This window comes from Pseudomonas syringae, from assembly GCF_023278085.1.
In the GTDB taxonomy this organism is placed as follows: domain Bacteria; phylum Pseudomonadota; class Gammaproteobacteria; order Pseudomonadales; family Pseudomonadaceae; genus Aquipseudomonas; species Aquipseudomonas syringae_Q.
Window position 1 is genome coordinate 4,640,459 of record NZ_CP066265.1, and the last position, 18,099, is coordinate 4,658,557.

Here is an 18,099-nt window from a genome sequence, read left to right on the forward strand (position 1 = left end):
ATTAACGAGCGGCTGTTAACGGAATGGCGGCTCGTCGAAGCTGCGCAGTTTGCGCGAGTGCAACGAGTTCAGTTGGGTACGCATCAGGTCCAGCGCGGCGATGCCGATTTTCAAGTGCTGGCTGACCGCACGCTCATAGAACGCGTTGGCCGAACCCGGCAGCTTGATTTCACTGTGCAACGGCTTGTCGGAAACGCAGAGCAGCGTGCCGTAAGGCACCCGCAAGCGATAACCCTGAGCGGCGATAGTGCCGCTTTCCATATCCACCGCAACAGCGCGCGACAGGTTGATCAGCGGTCGTTCCTGGGCCCAGCGCAGCTCCCAGTTGCGGTCGTCGTAAGTCAACACGGTGCCGGTGCGCAGGCGTTTCTTGAGCTCTTCGCCACGTTCGCCGGTGATCTGCGCTGCGGATTCCTGCAAGGCCAGTTGCACCTCGGCCAGGGCCGGAATCGGGATGTGCGGCGGTAGCACGCGGTCGAGAATCCCGTCGCGACGCATGTAGGCGTGGGCCAGCACGTAGTCGCCAATGGTCTGCGACTGACGCAGGCCGCCGCAGTGACCGATCATCAGCCAGCAATGCGGACGCAGCACCGCCAGGTGGTCAGTGATGTTCTTGGCGTTGGACGGGCCGACCCCGATGTTGACCAGGGTCACGCCATGACCGTCTTCGGCGATCAGGTGATAGGCCGGCATCTGGTAGCGGTGCCAGACCACGCTGGCAACAATCGCCTGGGCCTCGTCGACGCCCATGCCCTTGTCGACGACAACGTTGCCCGGCAGGACCATGCGCACGAAACGCGGATCTTCGCGAAGTTTTTCCAGGCCGTGCAGAATGAACTGGTCAACATAACGATGATAGTTGGTCAGCAGGATCCACGGCTGTACGTGGCGCCAGTCACTGCCGGTGTAATGCACCAGACGGCGCAGCGAGAAATCCACCCGTGCGGCGTCGAACAACGCCAGTGGCAGCGGGTCGACGTTGGCCCAGTCATACAGGCCATCGGCAATACCGTCGGTCGCGGCCGACAGGTCGGTGCTCGGAAACACGCGCGCCAGCGCCGCAGCCGTCACGCCGGTGCCCGCCAGCTCATCGCCCTGCTCGACCACGTAGGGATAAGGAATGCTCTGCGCGCTCATGCCGACTTCGACCGTCACGGTGAAATCGCTCATCAGCGGGACAAGTTGTTCGAGCAGGTACTTCTTGAACGCTTTCGGTTGCGTGACGGTAACGCTGTAGGTACCGGGCAACTGCACCTTGGCGTAGGCGCGAGTGGTCAGCGGCACTTCACCGTGGCATTTGTAGACCAGGCGCAGTTCCGGGTAGTTGAACTGCGCTCGCTCTTCGGCGGTAGGCTCGACGCGGTCTTTCAGGTAGCGCTTGAGCGCCTGACTCAGCGCGCTGGTGGCGCGCTCATGCAGCTCGGCAAGCCGCTCTACGGCTTGCTCGGCGGTGTCTACGACAACAAAGGCTTGGGTCACGATTCATGTCCTGTCTGATCTGGCAGACGTGCATCGTAACGGGTTCGCGTGCTCATGCCACCTGCGGCGAAGACCTGCGCAGCAATGTTTCTACATCGACGCCTCTGGGCAATGCGCCATACACACGCCCGCCGGACGCTTTCCGACCGGCAATGAAGCCGTCACCGAGCGCAGCACGCGGGGCACTGCATGTTGCCGAAGCCTTCCCGGATCGAGTTCAGCGCCCGCTCAGTGTCCCCACTGGGCTTTCAGTTCCGGGGTTCTGCGCACGGCACCCGGTATTGCCATCATGACCGGAAGACTGAGGGTAAAGCAGCTGCCTTTACCGGGTTCCGAGCGATGGCTCAGTTCGCCACCCTGCAACTCGACCAGTTTGCGGCAGATCGCCAGACCAATGCCCAGCCCGCCATATTCGCGGGTCATGGAGCCGTCGACCTGAAAGAAGTGCTGATAGAGAATGGCTTCGTCGAGTTGCCCGAAACCAATACCGCTGTCCATCACTTCGATGCGCAGGTGCATGCGTTCCAGATCCTGCGGCTGGCCGCTGAATCGCACCTGCACCGCGCCTTTACGGGTGAACTTGATCGCGTTGTCCACCAGGCACTCGATGCACTGGTACAGCTTGCCGACGTCCCCGCGAACACTTGGCGGCAGTTTATCGTTCAGGTCCAGCGTCAGGGTCAGGCCTTTTGATTGCGCGGCAAGGCTGAAACGCTCACGCACCTTGTCGACCAGGTCTTCAAGCACAAACGCGTTGTACTCGGCAGACAGCACACCGGCTTGAAGTTCGGTCAGGGTCAGAATGCCGTTGATCATGGTCATCATGTCACGCGCCGAACTGGCCGCAGTCTGGTGATACATCTCCACTTCATCGTCCATGTCGAGCGTCTGCATGACCTCAAGCGAGCCGATGACGCCGATCATGGGAGTGCGCAACTCGTGGGTCAGCGTGGCGAGAAACTCGTCTTTCAATCGGTTACTGGTGGCCAGTTGCTTGTTCAGCCGTTCGAGGTCCTGACCCGCCGCCAGCAGCGTCTGCGCCTGTTGACGCCGGGCATGGTTGATGCGATCTGCCAGCGCCATGGACAGGAACGCCATTTCCAGCACGGTGCCGATGTGAATGGCATACATGGTCAGAAAGGTATTGGGCAGATAGCCGAGCAACATCAGCGTGAACACCACGCCGCTGACCAGGAACACCGACCAGGCGAGCACAAAGTAGCGACCGACACGTTCGCCTTTGACCACAGCGACGATGCCCGCCAGATAAATCGAAAGGGTCCCCAGCAGAATCAGATAGGTCGCGGCGCGCAGGGCCGGTCCATAGCCCAGAAACAAGGCGATACCCATCACCAGCACCGCGGCGCCGATAACGGCCTTCAGTAGCCGGTCAAGCCAGCGACTCAAACGGGCCGTCACCAGAAAACTGCGCGTGAACTGACAAGCGAACAGCATGGCCATTGCCATCAGGAACGGCGTTGCTGCATTGGCCCACCAAGGGCTGTCGGGCCACAGGTATTCGATCGCAACCCCGTTGATCGACATCTGATACAGCCCGAACGAGGCGACATACAACAGGTAATAAAGATAATCGGGCTCGCGGACGCTGATATAGATAAACAGGTTGTAGACCAGCATCCCCAGCAGCACGCCGTACATCAGGCCAAACACGTAAATCTTGGTCGGTTGCGCTTCAATATAGGCATGCGTGGACCAGAGGTTCAGCGGCGCCTGAACAGGGCCTTCACTGCTGACGCGCAAATAGAACGTGCGCATCTGGCCCGGCGGCAGATCCAGTTGAAACAGGTAGTTGTTCTGGGCGAACTGACGGCTGGAAAACGGCAGCATGTCGCCTGTACGCCAGGCCGCTTTCAGGCTGCCGCTGGCATCCGGCCCATAGAAATCGATGCGATCCATCGGCGGATACGCCAATTCCAGCAGCCAGTCGTTGTGCATCCGGGCGCTGTCAGGACGATAAGTGAGTTCGACTTTCAGCCAGAAAGCAGAATGCGAATACCCGGCATTGAAAGTGCCTGTATTCAGGTCGCGAAATGCGCGTATTCCCGCCGCAGAGCTGACGCTCTCGATGGTCGCCTCACCGGTCGGGTCTTCGAACACCTGAACGGCACGCCCCAGAGGCAGAAACCGGGTGTTTTCATCAAACTCGACCGCGTGCACCTGCAGCGGCAGCCAAAGAGCCAGAATGATCCACAGATAGCGCATTGAAGCCCCAAGGTAGGTCGTCGTTTTCAATCCATCCGTTGATGACGACGTCCGCTGATTTCTATCCTTGAAACAGGCTGATGATTCAATACAGACCTTTTTACGTGAACAGGCAGGGATGAGTAAGAGAATAGTTACAAACGCTCTACTTTTCGCCGTACTCGTGAAGCATAGCTGCTAATAACGTAAAGACGTTATCGCCTTCAAAATCAAGGCAATAGCTCTATATCGGCCATCTCAAGGCAAACATGAGTATTTTCCCCGGTTCGTCCAGGTGTCGGGGAGACCATCGGGACACTGAGCAAGGCAATAAAAACCGGGGATCGGCACGCGCCTCGCGAAAGGTTAGTGATAAGCTCGCACACCATGAATATCTATAGTTCCCGCCCCGTTGTCCTCTGTCTCTCCGGCCACGACCCAAGTGGCGGCGCCGGTCTGCAGGCGGATATAGAAGCCCTGCTCGCTCAGGGTTGCCACGCCGCTCCGGCGATCACCGCGCTCACCGTGCAGGACACCGTGAATGTCAGCGATTTCCGGGTGCTCGATCGCGAATGGGTGATGGCTCAGGCCAACGCCGTTCTCGACGACTCATGTGTCGCCGCCGTCAAGCTGGGCATGCTTGGCTCGCTGGAGATGGTCGATACGGTGGTCGAACTGCTGCTGGCTCATCCGCATTTGCCGGTGGTCTGCGATCCGGTATTGCGCGCAGGCGGGGGCGGCGCGCTGGGCAAGGATGAAGTCGGTTACGCCATGCGCGAACGGCTGCTGCCGCTGTCGATCATCGCCACGCCCAACCTGCCGGAAGCACGCATTCTGGCGGAGTTGCCGGAGGGCACAGCGGATGAGTGCGCACACAAACTGCTGCCTTTCTGTGAACACCTGCTGATCACCGGCGGGCATGGCGACGAACAGCAGATCCATAATCGCCTGTATATGCGCAACGGTCAGACACACACCTTTGTCTGCGAGCGTTTGCCGGGCAGCTATCACGGCTCCGGTTGCACACTGGCCAGCGCCCTGGCCGGGCGTCTTGCGCAAGGCGAAGCACTGGTCAGCGCGGTCAAATCGGCGCTGGATTACACCTGGCGGACACTACGTGATGCCGAACAGCTGGGCAAAGGGCAATTCGTGCCCCGTCGCCTGCCACTGGACTTTTGTTCGTAACACGCTGCCATGAGGCTAGATTCATGAAACTACGTGGCCTGTATGCCATTACCGACAGCCAGTTGCTGAGCGGAAAATTTCTTGCCTACGTTGAAGCGGCTCTGGATGGCGGCGTAACCCTGCTGCAATATCGCGACAAGACGGGTGATGATTCCCGTCGCCTGCGTGAGGCCACTGAGCTGCTCAAGTTGTGCGACCGCTACAAGACGCGCCTGATCATCAACGACGACGCCGAACTGGCGGCGCGGCTGGGCGTCGGCGTGCATTTGGGCCAGACCGACGGCTCGTTGCCGGATGCTCGCGCGCTTCTCGGACACAAGGCAATAGTCGGGGCTACCTGCCACGGCAAGCTGGAGCTGGCGGAGCGCGCCAAGGCCGATGGGGCAACGTATGTGGCGTTCGGCAGGTTCTTCAACTCGCAGACCAAACCCGGCGCACCGGCCGTGCCGCTGGACCTGATCGCTCAGGTGCGCGCCAAGGTTCACCTGCCCATCGCGGTGATCGGCGGCATCACCCTGGAAAACGCCCCGCAACTGGTCGAGCACGGTGCCGACCTGCTGGCCGTGGTGCACGGCCTGTTCGGCGCTGAAACCCCCCAGGAAGTGACGCGTCGGGCGAAAGCCTTCATGGCGTTGCTGTAGAGCTCATCCACAACTCCAACCGACGCAGGGCGCGCATACTCAACGGCGGACGCAGAGCGTCCAGCACGGCATGCCCACGCGGAGCATGGGCACGAGAGGTGCTCGCTCAGACTATGGGCGCGAGGGTCATATGTGTGCGCTGCTTTTGTTATAGTGCGCACTCCTGCGCCTTCTCTGGCTCATGCCACTCAATAAAGCAGCCTGCCCTGAAGCTGCCCGCCTCGGCTGACCCCAGCGTAGACACGAATTCCCCGTTTCAAAGCAGAGACCCGATCATGTCCCGTTCCGAAACACTGTTCGCCAATGCCCAAAAACACATTCCCGGTGGCGTCAATTCGCCGGTTCGCGCTTTCAAGAGTGTGGGCGGCACGCCGCTGTTCTTCAAGCACGCTGCCGGCGCTTACGTGACTGACGAAGATAACAAGCGTTACGTCGATTACGTCGGTTCCTGGGGCCCGATGATCCTCGGCCACAGTCACCCGGACGTCCTCGACGCCGTGCGCAGCCAGCTGGAACACGGTTTGTCATACGGCGCGCCGACGGCGATGGAAACCGAAATGGCCGACCTGGTCTGCGAGCTGGTGCCGTCCATGGAAATGGTGCGCATGGTCAGCTCGGGTACCGAAGCGACCATGAGCGCGATCCGTCTGGCCCGTGGTTTCACCGGCCGCGACAGCATCATCAAGTTCGAAGGTTGCTACCACGGTCACTCCGACAGCCTGCTGGTCAAGGCAGGGTCCGGCGCGCTGACTCTGGGCGTGCCAAGCTCGCCGGGTGTACCGGCTGCATTCGCGAAGCACACCCTGACCGTGCCCTTCAACGACCTGAACGCCGTGCGTGACCTGCTGGCCGAAGTGGGTCAGGAAGTGGCCTGCATCATCGTCGAACCCGTCGCCGGCAACATGAACTGCGTGCCGCCTGCGCCGGGTTACCTGCAAGGGCTGCGCGCGCTGTGTGACGAGCATGGCGTGGTGCTGATTTTCGACGAAGTGATGACCGGTTTCCGCGTGGCCCTTGGCGGCGCGCAGGCTTATTACGACGTGAAGCCCGACCTGAGCACGTTCGGCAAGATCATCGGCGGCGGCATGCCGGTCGGCTGCTTTGGTGGCAAACGCGAAATCATGTCGCACATCGCCCCGCTCGGCCCGGTCTATCAGGCCGGCACCTTGTCCGGTAATCCGCTGGCCATGGCCGCAGGTCTGACCACCCTGCGCCTGATCAGCCGTCCCGGCTTCCACGATGAACTCAGCGACTACACCCGTCGCTTGCTCGAAGGCCTGCAACAGCGCGCCGACGCTGCCGGCATTGCGTTCGTGACAACTCAGGCAGGCGGCATGTTCGGCCTGTACTTCAGCGAAGCGCGCGAAATCGTCACCTTCGAAGATGTGATGACCAGCGATGCAGAGCGCTTCAAGCGTTTCTTCCACCTGATGCTGGACGGCGGCGTGTACTTGGCGCCAAGCGCATTCGAAGCCGGTTTCACGTCCATTGCCCATGGCGATGCCGAATTGAAACTCACGCTGGATGCTGCCGAAAAGGCTTTTGCCGCTCTGAAATAAGCCCTTCAGACTCACTTGCGCAGGGTGTCATTGAACCGGCGCAAGTGATGTCCGAACATGAAACAGCGCGATAACCCCGTATTTTGCTTCTACAATGCACTGCGATAACTGCAAACGCAGGGCCGTTGGAAGTTCTGTTTCAGGTCACAACCCTGCAAACAAGGTTATTTCATCGCCGCGCAGCAGAAAATCCGTAAAGACTTTGTAAGGTTGGCTCTGCTTATTTCATAATGCGCAGCCAGCACGTTTAGCTGGTCGGGCATGCCCGCACCTTTTTCAGAGGTAAGTCGACTCCCATGAACCGCACCGGCCGCACCCTTGTATTGGGCTGCCTGTTGCTTGTCTATCCCCTGCTGGCGACTGCCGGCGGCAACTCGTTGCTAGTCCCAGCGATGGGTCGTTGCACCCTGAATACTCAGCCAGAGAACCTGCCCGCTGCGCTCGCCGCGTGTCAGCAGGCCGCTCAGGGCGGGGATGCGCAGGCGCAATACGAGTTGGGTGAGTTCTATTACGAGGGCAAGAATGCACCTCGCGATTTGCCGCAGGCGCTGAACTACTTCGAGCAGGCTTCATTGCAGGGCCATGCCCAGGCGCAATATCAACTGGGCTTGATGTTCAGCCGTGGCGAGGGCGTGCAGGCCAATAACATTCAGGCGTATATCGTCCTGAAGATGGCCGCCGTCAATGGTTCGGAAGACGCACTGGACGCTGCCGACGAAGTCGCGGCGAAGATGAAGCGCGATGAGCTGGAAGTTGCCACTCAGGTGCTGGGCCAGATTTTCCGCAAATACCTGCTTGAACTGCAAACCGCCGAAGGGCGCAGTCCGTTCTCCCCATTGCCCTGATCCGGTTTCGCTCAGGGCAATCGCTGGTCACTCCCCCAACACCTATTTTTCCGGCATCGGCATGGGAAACGGCATCACATTGCTGGTGCCGCGCGCTTCGCTGATCTTTGGTGTGCCCATGCGCTCGACTTCATCGATACGCACAATCGAATGCATCGGCACGAAACTGCGCACCACACCTTCGAACTGAGCCTTGAGCTTCTCTTCGCTCGGGTCTACCACAACAGTCGTGCGCTCGCCGAAGACGAACTCTTCCACTTCCAGAAAGCCCCACAGATCGCTTTGATAGATCTGCTTGGCGTACATTTCGAACACCTGTCCCTGGTTGAGGAAAATCACCTTGTAGATTGGAGCTTCGCGTTTGGTCATAACGGGCGGGTAACGATCAGAGATGAAAAAGGGGCGCGGACTATAGCATGCCCACCCGCATCGTCGGACAGCGAACGCTAGGAACCCGAGCCCTTCGTCCCTATAATGCGCGGTTCACTGAATCGGTTGATGATCACGCATGGCCAAGAAGCTTTACATTGAAACCCACGGTTGCCAGATGAACGAGTACGACAGCTCGCGCATGGTCGATCTGCTGGGCGAACATCAGGCTCTGGAGGTCACCGCTCGCGCGGAAGACGCCGACGTGATCCTGCTCAATACCTGTTCGATTCGCGAGCGCGCCCAGGACCGGGTGTATTCGCAGCTCGGCCGCTGGCGTGAGCTGAAACTGGCCAACCCCGAGATGGTGATTGCCGTTGGCGGTTGTGTGGCCAGCCAGGAAGGCGCGGCCATCCGCGACCGCGCACCCTATGTGGACGTGGTCTTCGGCCCGCAGACTCTGCACCGCCTGCCGGAAATGATCGACGCAGCACGCACCACCCGCCTACCGCAGGTCGACGTCTCGTTCCCGGAAATCGAAAAATTCGACCATTTGCCCGAGCCTCGCGTCGATGGCCCGAGCGCTTACGTGTCGGTCATGGAAGGTTGCAGCAAGTACTGCACGTTCTGCGTGGTGCCTTACACGCGCGGCGAGGAAGTCAGCCGCCCGTTCGATGACGTGCTGAGCGAAGTCATGCACCTGGCCGAGCACGGCGTGCGCGAAGTCACGCTGCTGGGGCAGAACGTCAACGGTTATCGCGGCACCACCCACGACGGGCGGCTCGCCGACCTGGCAGACCTGATCCGGGCCGTCGCTGCAATCGACGGCATCGACCGTATTCGTTACACCACCTCGCACCCGCTCGAATTTTCCGACAGCCTGATTCAGGCTCATGCGGAAGTGCCGGAACTGGTCAAACACCTGCACTTGCCGGTGCAGTCGGGCTCGGACCGCATTCTGGCGGCAATGAAGCGCAACCACACCACGCTGGAATACAAGTCCAGGCTGCGCAAGCTGCGGGCAGCCGTCCCGGGGATCAGCATCAGTTCCGACTTCATCGTCGGCTTCCCCGGCGAGACCGAAAAAGATTTCGACAACACCATGAAGCTGATCGAGGACGTGGGCTTCGACTTCTCGTTCTCGTTCGTCTACAGCCCGCGCCCCGGCACACCGGCCGCCGATCTGAAAGACGACACGCCGGAAGCCCTGAAAAAAGAGCGCCTGGCCGCCCTGCAACATCGCCTCAACCAGCAGGGTTTCGAGATCAGCCGACAGATGGTCGGCAGCATCCAGCGTATCCTGGTCACCGATTACTCGAAAAAAGACCCCGGAGAACTGCAAGGCCGCACCGAAAACAACCGGATCGTCAATTTCCGCTGCGACAATCCCAGGCTGATCGGGCAATTTGCCGATGTGCACATCGATGACGCGCAGCCACACTCGTTGCGCGGCTCGCTGCTACAGTAAATCTTGCGCCGCTAAAGCAGGCCTCGCGTCCCGCGTAGAAACGAAGATCCGAATGAATTCGATTCTGCGCGGTCCCTACCCTTGAGCACGGTGAAACCTCCAGCGCGGCCTTTAACAAGGCAAAGCTTTCGCACAACCACCGCTAGAGGTATTCTTCAATACATCTCAATTGCCGCCGGACGGCCATTAAAAGACCTTGAACGCCCCCATAGAACCTCATCGTTTCACCCTCGAACCTTTCGAGGCCCATCGTTTCGCCAATCTGTGCGGGCAACTCGACGAGCACTTGCGCCTGATCGAACAACGCCTGGACATCGAGATCCGCAATCGCGGCAATCAATTCGAGCTTATTGGTGCGACCACTCAAACCCAATCCGCCGAAAATCTTCTGCGCCGCCTGTACCGGGAAACCAAAGGTACCGAGCTGACGCCGGACATGGTGCACCTGTTCCTTCAGGAATCGGGCGTTGACGGCCTGGACAATCACCCTGCCGCCGAAGCGGGCGTCTCGCTGCGCACCAAAAAGGGCATGATTCGTCCGCGCGGCCTGAATCAGCAGCGTTACGTCAAGGAAGTCCTCAGCAACGATATCAACTTCGGTATCGGCCCTGCGGGCACCGGCAAGACCTACCTGGCCGTGGCCTGTGCAGTCGATGCGCTGGAGCGCGAGCAGATACGCCGCATCCTGCTGGTGCGCCCGGCCGTCGAGGCTGGCGAGAAGCTCGGCTTCCTGCCCGGTGACCTGGCGCAGAAGATCGACCCGTACCTGCGCCCGCTGTATGACGCACTGTACGAGATGCTCGGCTTCGAGTACGTCGCCAAGCTGATCGAGAAACAAGTCATTGAAGTTGCACCGCTGGCCTACATGCGCGGACGCACCCTTAATAACAGCTTCATCATTCTCGACGAAAGTCAGAACACTACCGTCGAGCAGATGAAGATGTTCCTGACCCGTATTGGCTTTGGCTCCACCGCCGTGATCACTGGCGATATCACCCAGGTCGACTTGCCCAAGGGCACCCGGTCGGGCCTGACGCATGTCATCGATGTGCTCAAGGACGTGCCTGGCATCAGTTTCACGCATTTCAAACCGAAGGATGTGGTTCGCCACCCGCTGGTGCAGCGCATCGTTGAAGCCTATGAGCGCTTCGATGACCAGCTCAGCGATGGCCCGTCGGGCAACAACGGTTACTCACGGGACAAGAATCGCAATGCTTGAGCTGGACTTGCAGGTTGCGAGCGAAACGCCCGCCCCTGGTGAAGAGCAATTTCGCCTGTGGTGTGAAATGGGCCTGCGCCAGCGCAGTGCCGATTCCGAGCTGACTATCCGGCTGGTTGACGAAACCGAAGGCCGTGAGCTTAATCACACCTGGCGACACAAGAATTACGCCACAAATGTGCTTTCATTCCCGGCGGATGTTCCAGACGACATGCTGGACATCCCGTTGCTGGGCGATCTGGTCATCTGCGTCCCGGTAGTCAACCGTGAAGCTGCTGAACAGGGCAAATCCGTCGACGCGCACTGGGCGCACATGGTCATTCATGGCTGCCTTCATCTGTTGGGTTTCGACCACATCGATGATGAAGAAGCCGAAGAAATGGAAGCGCTGGAACGAACGTTGCTTGAAGAGCTGGGTTACCCCGATCCTTACGCCGACGACGAAAGTGCCGACCATCCACATTCAGACACACCCAGCAAGGACCACGAGTAAGGGCTATGAGCGAAGACCGATCGAGCAACGGGCAAAAGTCATGGTTGGGTAAACTGACCCAGGCCTTTGTCCATGAGCCGAAAAACCGCCAGGAGCTGCTAGAGCTGCTGCGCGAAGCCCACCAGAACAAACTGCTGGACAGCGAAGCGCTGGCCATCGTCGAAGGGGCCATTCAGGTGGCTGACCTGCAAGTGCGCGACATTATGGTGCCGCGCTCGCAGATGATCAGCATCAAGGCCACCCAGACACCCCGCGAGTTCCTGCCCGCCGTCATCGATGCCGCGCACTCGCGCTACCCGGTGATCGGCGAGAGCCATGACGACGTGCTCGGCGTGCTGCTGGCCAAGGATCTGCTGCCATTGATCCTCAAGGCTGACGGCGACAGCGACGACGTCAAGAAGCTGCTGCGCCCGGCCACGTTTGTGCCCGAGTCCAAACGCCTCAACGTGCTGCTGCGTGAATTCCGCGCCAACCACAATCACATGGCCATCGTCATCGACGAATACGGCGGCGTGGCGGGTCTGGTGACCATTGAAGACGTGCTGGAGCAGATCGTCGGCGACATCGAAGACGAGCATGACGTCGAGGAAGACAGCTTCATCAAACCACTGCCCAGCGGCGACTTCCTGGTCAAGGCGCTGACGCCGGTGGAGAACTTCAACGAGTTCTTCGACAGCAGCTTTTCGGATGACGAGTTCGATACGGTGGGCGGTCTGGTAATGAACGCCTTTGGCCATCTGCCCAAGCGTAACGAAATCACCGAAATCGGTGCCTATCGTTTTCGCATTCTGAGCGCTGACAGCCGGCGCATTCACTTGCTGCGCGTGAGCCCGATTTCACGCCCGTAAACACCTGATGTCGCTCTAAGGAATCTACATGCGCTGGATAACCCGCCCCGGCTGGCCCGGTAATCTGCTGGCCCTGGCGGCTGGCGGACTGACGACCCTGGCCCTGGCGCCCTTCGACATCTGGCCGTTGGTGCTGGTGGCGGTGGCGATGTTCTATCTGGGCCTGCGCGAGCTGAATCCGCGTCAGGCCCTGACCCGCGGCTGGTGTTACGGCTTCGGCCTGTACGGTGCCGGTACCAGCTGGATCTACGTCAGCATTCACACCTACGGCGGCGCTTCGGTGCTGCTGGCAGGTTTGCTGATGCTGCTGTTCATCGCCGCCATCGCGCTGTTCTTCGCCCTGCCCGCCTTTGTCTGGGCGCGCTGGATACGTCGCAATGAAGCCCCGCTGGCCGATGCACTGGCATTTGCTGCTCTGTGGCTGGGTCAGGAAGCGTTTCGCGGCTGGTTTCTCACCGGTTTCCCCTGGCTCTACTCCGGGTACAGCCAGCTCGACGGGCCGCTTGCCGGGCTCGCGCCTCTGGGCGGTGTATGGCTGATCTCGTTCGCGCTGGGCCTGACTGCCGCCTTGTTGTGCAACCTGCACCGCTTGCGGGCACGCAAATCGTTTCTGGCCATGGGCGTACTGTTGCTGCTGGCGCCGTGGATCGCAGGCTTGGCGCTGAAAGATCACGCCTGGACATCGCCTTCCGGGCCGCCGCTGAAAGTCGCGGCCATGCAAGGCAACATCGAACAAAGCATGAAATGGGACCCGCAAAAGCTCAACGATCAGTTGGCGCTGTATCGGGACATGACCTTTCGCTCACAGCAGGCTGATCTGATTGTCTGGCCCGAGACCGCCGTGCCGGTGCTCAAGGAAAGCGCGGAAGGCTACCTGTCGATGATGGGCAAATTCGCTTCGGACCGGGGCGCGGCGCTGATCACCGGCGTTCCGGTGCGTGAACCGAACGGGCGTGGCGAGTATCGCTACTACAACGGCATCACGGTCACCGGTCAGGGCGACGGCACCTACTACAAGCAGAAACTCGTTCCGTTTGGTGAATACGTACCGCTACAGGACGTGCTGCGCGGGTTGATCTCGTTCTTCGACCTGCCCATGTCAGACTTCGCACGCGGCCCGAATGATCAGGCGCTGTTGCAGGCCAAGGGTTATCAGATTGCGCCGTTCATCTGCTACGAAGTGGTCTATCCGGAGTTCGCGGCGGGCCTGTCGGCACAAAGCGACCTGTTGCTGACGGTCAGCAACGACACCTGGTTCGGCACCTCGATCGGTCCGTTGCAGCATTTGCAGATGGCCCAGATGCGCGCGCTTGAAGCGGGCCGCTGGATGATTCGCGCCACCAACAATGGCGTGACTGCGCTGATCGACCCGTTCGGCAAGATAACGGTGCAGATCCCGCAGTTCGAACGCGGCGTACTGTATGGCGAGGTCGTGCCGATGCACCAACTTACGCCTTATCTGCACTGGCGTTCCTGGCCACTGGCAATTGTCTGCCTGCTGCTGTTTGGCTGGGCCCTGATGGCGGCGCGGATTTCCAAGACGGTCTGATGCATAGGTAAACGCCGATTTCGCCTGTATCGAGGCGGAATCGGCGCTCTTTCAGCGGCTATCGCGATACATCCACGGATAAACCAGCAAGCCTGCCGCTTCATTAAGCAGCACCCCGCTCTGCGTGAACACCCGACTCTCGGGCAGCCAGCCGCCAAAAGGCCGGGCGTTGTCCACACCGAGGAAGCCGACCGGCGCACTCACCACCGCAAAACCCGCCTGCTCGAAACTCCAGCGCGCCCGTGGCATATGCCAGGCCTGCGTGATCAGTACCACGCGCTTGATGCCCAACGGTTGCAGCACCCTGGCGGTCATGGTCGCGTTTTCCCAGGTCGTGCGGCTGAGCCCTTCCTGCCAGCGCACGCTCACGCCGAAGTCCTGTTGCAGCGACTGGGCCATGATGGCCGCCTCGCTGGGCGGCTGATCAAAGTGCAAGCCGCCGGTGGTCAGAATCGGCAGCCCGGATGCTTTCGACAACCGGGCTGCCAGCCTGAGTCTCTCCAGGCCCAGACCGGTCGGCGCATCGGCGCCCCAGGTGGGTGAATTGCGCTCGCGACCGTTGCCGAGCACCACAATCGCGTCAGCCTGCTGCGCCAGTGTCGCCCACTGTTGCGGTGGCAAAGGCGGAATCTGCTCCAGCTGGCGGGCTGAAAACTCCACGACGACCGGCAGACTCATCAGCCACAACCCGCCCAGCCCGAGGATAAAACAGCCAGCAGCCAGACGCGGGCGGGAACGACGCAGCCACCAGGCCGCGATCAGCAGCAGAAACAGGACGCCGGGCGGCAGCAAGAGCGTTTTAAGCAGGTAGCGCAAAGGCATCGGGACATCTCCAGAGATGCCCGAAGCCTAAAATGTTTGAAGCCTGGCAACAATGTCTAAACACTGCGTTTAAGCAGGCCCCGACGCCTGCGCGTGGAAGCAGAAATGTAAGGGCTAAACGATACGGCCCAGCCGTGCCGATGACTTGGCGCGCCGCTTGTCCTTCAGCCAGATGATAGTGGCTGACTGTTTGGGCGCTCTGATCAACCGGTTATGCTCCGGCAGAATCGTATCAATGCCTGTGGGCCCACCCGCGACGGCAACATTTGCCATCGTCGAGTCCTTTTCAAGATAGGCCTCTATCAGCTGGAACTCGGCACAGCTCAATCCCTTGAGTTCAAGCTCGGCGGGCGACTCGTTTCGGAGCCGAACCGCAGTACTTGCCGTTTCAAGCGCAAGCCCCAAGCGATCGATCAAACGCTCATACAGCTCAGATGTGCTGACTACGTGCTGCAACTCTGTCATCCGCTCACCTCCTCGAAGATAGTCATTACCCTCGCCGTTGAGCTTAGCGCCGCTTTAAAAACAGGCAGAGAACTGCGACCAACGGCCAGATAGAGCTGTCAGACGGGCTTTGCCCTGTCGAGAGGCAATCAGGGTTTCCCTCGATAGACGGCCCTCATGTATGCTACGGCGCTTCCTGTAATTCCACTTCCGCGCTCTTGAGCCCGAACGCACCGCACAGACAGAGGCAATTGTCCGGCAAGCGGTGCCGACCTGACTCGGCAGAGCAATGAAGAGGTCAAGGGTCACTAATCTTTAGCAAAAAGTAGCCATGCACGAACTCTATCAGCCCCGCGAAATCGAAGCCGCCGCCCAAACCTTCTGGGATGAGCAAAAGTCTTTTGAAGTCAGTGAACAGCCAGGCAAGGACACTTTCTATTGCCTGTCGATGTTTCCTTACCCGAGCGGCAAGCTGCACATGGGCCATGTGCGCAACTACACCATTGGCGATGTGATCTCCCGCTATCAGCGCATGCTGGGCAAGAATGTCCTGCAACCTCTGGGTTGGGACGCATTCGGCATGCCGGCTGAAAACGCCGCGATCGACAACAACGTCGCACCCGCCAAGTGGACCTACGAAAACATCGCCTACATGAAGAACCAGCTCAAGAGTCTGGGTCTGGCGGTCGACTGGTCTCGCGAAGTGACCACCTGCAAACCTGATTACTACCGCTGGGAACAATGGCTGTTCACTCGCCTGTTCGAAAAAGGCGTGATTTACCGCAAGAACGGCACCGTGAACTGGGACCCGGTCGACCAGACCGTACTGGCCAACGAGCAGGTCATCGACGGCCGTGGCTGGCGTTCCGGCGCGCTGATCGAAAAGCGCGAAATCCCGATGTACTACTTCAAGATCACCGCCTACGCCGACGAGCTGCTGGAAAGCCTCGACGAGTTGCCGGGATGGCCTGAACAGGTCAAGACCATGCAGCGCAACTGGATCGGCAGATCGCGTGGCATGGAAGTGCAGTTCCCCTACGATCAGGCATCGATCGGCGAAGCAGGCGCACTGAAAGTCTTCACCACCCGTCCTGACACCTTGATGGGCGCGACCTACGTCGCCGTCGCAGCCGAGCACCCGCTGGCCACCCTGGCGGCGCAAAACACCCCTGCCCTGCAAGCGTTCATCGATGAGTGCAAGGGCGGCAGCGTCGCCGAAGCCGATGTAGCCACTCAGGAAAAGAAAGGTCAGCCCACCTCGCTGTTCGTCGAGCATCCACTGACGGGCGAGAAACTGCCGGTGTGGGTCGCCAACTACGTGCTGATGCACTACGGCGACGGCGCGGTTATGGCCGTACCGGCGCACGACGAGCGCGATTTCGAATTCGCCACCCAGTACGGCCTGCCGATCAAGCCGGTGGTACGCACCAGCGCTGGCGATGAAACGCCTGCACCGTGGCAGGCTGCATACGGCGAACACGGCGAACTGATCAATTCCGGCGAGTTCACCGGGCTGAATTTCCAGGCCGCCTTCGATGCCATCGAAGCCGCGCTGGTCAAGAAAGCACTGGGCCAGTCGCGTACCCAGTTCCGCCTGCGTGACTGGGGCATCAGCCGTCAGCGTTACTGGGGCTGCCCGATCCCCATCGTGCATTGCGACACCTGCGGTGACGTGCCGGTCCCGGAAGACCAGTTGCCCGTCGTGCTGCCGGAAGACGTCGTGCCCGATGGTGCAGGCTCGCCACTGGCGCGCATGCCAGAGTTCTACGAGTGCAGTTGCCCGAAATGCGGCGCCCCGGCCAAGCGTGAAACCGACACCATGGACACCTTCGTCGAGTCCTCCTGGTACTACGCACGTTATGCCTCGCCGCATTACGAGGGCGGTCTGGTCGAGCCGAACGCGGCCAACCACTGGTTGCCGGTCGACCAGTACATCGGCGGTATCGAACACGCCATTCTGCACCTGTTGTACGCTCGCTTCTTCCACAAGCTGATGCGTGACGAAGGCCTGGTGACCTCGAACGAACCGTTCAAGAACCTGCTGACCCAGGGCATGGTCAACGCCGAAACCTATTTCCGCATGGAAACCAGCGGCAAGAAGACCTGGATCAACCCTGCCGACGTGACCCTCGAAAGAGACGCCAAGGCCAAGGTCATCAGCGCTACGCTGACCAGCGACGGTCTGCCAGTGGAAATCGGCGGCACGGAAAAGATGTCGAAGTCGAAGAAGAACGGCATCGACCCGCAGATGATGATTGACCAGTACGGCGCTGACACCTGCCGCCTGTTCATGATGTTTGCCTCGCCGCCTGACATGAGCCTGGAATGGTCCGACTCCGGCGTCGAAGGATCGCATCGCTTCCTGCGTCGCGTCTGGCGTCTGGCGCAAAGCCATGTCGGCCAGGGTCCATCGACCGGCCTGGATGTTGCGGCATTGACCGATGAGCAGAAGGCTGTGCGCCGCTCGATCCATCAGGCCATCAAGCAGGCGAGCCAGGATATTGGCCAGAACCAGAAATTCAACACCGCTGTCGCGCAAGTGATGACGCTGATGAACGTGCTGGAAAAAGCCCCGCAGGCCACGGCGCAGGATCGCGCACTGCTGCAGGAAGGCCTGGAAACGGTCACTCTGCTGCTGGCACCGATCACGCCGCACATCAGCCATGAGCTGTGGACGCATCTGGGCCACAGCGAGCCCGTCATCGACGCCGGCTGGCCGGTCTTCGACGCACATGCTCTGGTGCAGGACAGCCTGCAACTGGTCATTCAGGTCAACGGCAAGTTGCGCGGGCATATCGAAATGCCCGCCAGCGCCAGCCGCGAAGAAGTCGAAGCGGCCGCACGCATCAACGAAAACGTTTTGCGCTTCACTGATGGCCTGACCATTCGCAAGGTGATCGTCGTGCCTGGCAAGCTGGTCAACATCGTCGCAAGCTGATTGGATCGGGCGCCCGGCAGATGCCGGGCGTCGAACAT

Annotated in this window: 15 protein-coding genes; 10 read left to right on the plus strand and 5 right to left on the minus strand. The window is 60.2% G+C overall.

Annotation, left to right across the window (positions count from 1 at the left end; all coding sequences use genetic code 11):
- Positions 1-15: 15 nt before the first annotated feature.
- Both amn and I9H07_RS20715 read right to left on the minus strand, forming a co-directional pair.
- Complete coding sequence (gene amn / locus I9H07_RS20710) at positions 16-1,479, minus strand: AMP nucleosidase (protein WP_236423741.1); 1,464 nt, start codon at positions 1,477-1,479, stop codon at positions 16-18.
- 228 nt (positions 1,480-1,707) lie between these two features.
- Positions 1,708-3,702, minus strand: coding sequence for a sensor histidine kinase (locus I9H07_RS20715; RefSeq protein ID WP_236423739.1), 1,995 nt, complete (start codon positions 3,700-3,702; stop codon positions 1,708-1,710).
- 366 nt (positions 3,703-4,068) lie between these two features.
- Here I9H07_RS20715 and I9H07_RS20720 point away from each other — a divergent pair, with 366 nt between their 5' ends.
- The 4 genes from I9H07_RS20720 (at position 4,069) to I9H07_RS20735 (ending at position 7,911) form a co-directional block, all read left to right on the plus strand.
- On the plus strand, positions 4,069-4,866 hold the full coding sequence (locus I9H07_RS20720) for a hydroxymethylpyrimidine/phosphomethylpyrimidine kinase (RefSeq protein ID WP_024672369.1): 798 nt from the start codon (positions 4,069-4,071) through the stop codon (positions 4,864-4,866).
- A gap of 23 nt (positions 4,867-4,889) precedes the next feature.
- Positions 4,890-5,507 (plus strand): thiamine phosphate synthase, encoded by a 618-nt coding sequence (thiE, locus tag I9H07_RS20725; protein WP_024672370.1) that lies wholly within the window; start codon positions 4,890-4,892, stop codon positions 5,505-5,507.
- Positions 5,508-5,782: 275 nt separating this feature from the next.
- Positions 5,783-7,066 (plus strand): glutamate-1-semialdehyde 2,1-aminomutase, encoded by a 1,284-nt coding sequence (hemL, locus tag I9H07_RS20730; protein WP_058825285.1) that lies wholly within the window; start codon positions 5,783-5,785, stop codon positions 7,064-7,066.
- Positions 7,067-7,362: 296 nt separating this feature from the next.
- A complete protein-coding gene (locus I9H07_RS20735) occupies positions 7,363-7,911 on the plus strand; it encodes a tetratricopeptide repeat protein (RefSeq protein WP_024647650.1) in 549 nt (182 codons plus the stop codon).
- A 42-nt stretch (positions 7,912-7,953) separates the two neighbouring features.
- On the opposite strand, the gene I9H07_RS20740 is transcribed toward I9H07_RS20735, so the two are convergent.
- Positions 7,954-8,280, minus strand: a complete 327-nt coding sequence (locus tag I9H07_RS20740; RefSeq protein ID WP_003313868.1) for a DUF1820 family protein — start codon at positions 8,278-8,280, stop codon at positions 7,954-7,956.
- Between the two features lie 139 nt (positions 8,281-8,419).
- Here I9H07_RS20740 and miaB point away from each other — a divergent pair, with 139 nt between their 5' ends.
- The 5 genes from miaB (at position 8,420) to lnt (ending at position 13,857) form a co-directional block, all read left to right on the plus strand.
- Positions 8,420-9,748, plus strand: coding sequence for a tRNA (N6-isopentenyl adenosine(37)-C2)-methylthiotransferase MiaB (gene miaB / locus I9H07_RS20745; protein WP_024647652.1), 1,329 nt, complete (start codon positions 8,420-8,422; stop codon positions 9,746-9,748).
- Positions 9,749-9,944: 196 nt separating this feature from the next.
- Positions 9,945-10,967: a PhoH family protein gene (locus I9H07_RS20750; RefSeq protein ID WP_024671857.1), complete on the plus strand. Its 1,023-nt coding sequence runs from the start codon at positions 9,945-9,947 to the stop codon at positions 10,965-10,967.
- Positions 10,960-11,460: an rRNA maturation RNase YbeY gene (ybeY, locus tag I9H07_RS20755; RefSeq protein WP_024671856.1), complete on the plus strand. Its 501-nt coding sequence runs from the start codon at positions 10,960-10,962 to the stop codon at positions 11,458-11,460. The genes I9H07_RS20750 and ybeY overlap by 8 nt, the downstream gene beginning before the upstream one ends.
- 5 nt (positions 11,461-11,465) lie before the next feature.
- A complete protein-coding gene (locus tag I9H07_RS20760) occupies positions 11,466-12,308 on the plus strand; it encodes an HlyC/CorC family transporter (RefSeq protein WP_024671855.1) in 843 nt (280 codons plus the stop codon).
- A gap of 28 nt (positions 12,309-12,336) precedes the next feature.
- Positions 12,337-13,857 (plus strand): apolipoprotein N-acyltransferase, encoded by a 1,521-nt coding sequence (lnt, locus tag I9H07_RS20765; RefSeq protein WP_236423736.1) that lies wholly within the window; start codon positions 12,337-12,339, stop codon positions 13,855-13,857.
- Between the two features lie 51 nt (positions 13,858-13,908).
- Here the strand turns inward: lnt and I9H07_RS20770 are convergent, their stop codons facing one another.
- Both I9H07_RS20770 and I9H07_RS20775 read right to left on the minus strand, forming a co-directional pair.
- The gene (locus I9H07_RS20770) at positions 13,909-14,679 is read right to left on the minus strand and encodes a YdcF family protein (RefSeq protein ID WP_058825282.1); all 771 of its coding nucleotides are present in this window, start codon (positions 14,677-14,679) and stop codon (positions 13,909-13,911) included.
- Positions 14,680-14,793: 114 nt separating this feature from the next.
- Positions 14,794-15,144, minus strand: a complete 351-nt coding sequence (locus tag I9H07_RS20775) for a hypothetical protein (RefSeq protein WP_236423734.1) — start codon at positions 15,142-15,144, stop codon at positions 14,794-14,796.
- Between the two features lie 310 nt (positions 15,145-15,454).
- Here I9H07_RS20775 and leuS point away from each other — a divergent pair, with 310 nt between their 5' ends.
- Positions 15,455-18,061 (plus strand): leucine--tRNA ligase, encoded by a 2,607-nt coding sequence (gene leuS / locus I9H07_RS20780; RefSeq protein WP_236423732.1) that lies wholly within the window; start codon positions 15,455-15,457, stop codon positions 18,059-18,061.
- Positions 18,062-18,099 lie beyond the last annotated feature (38 nt).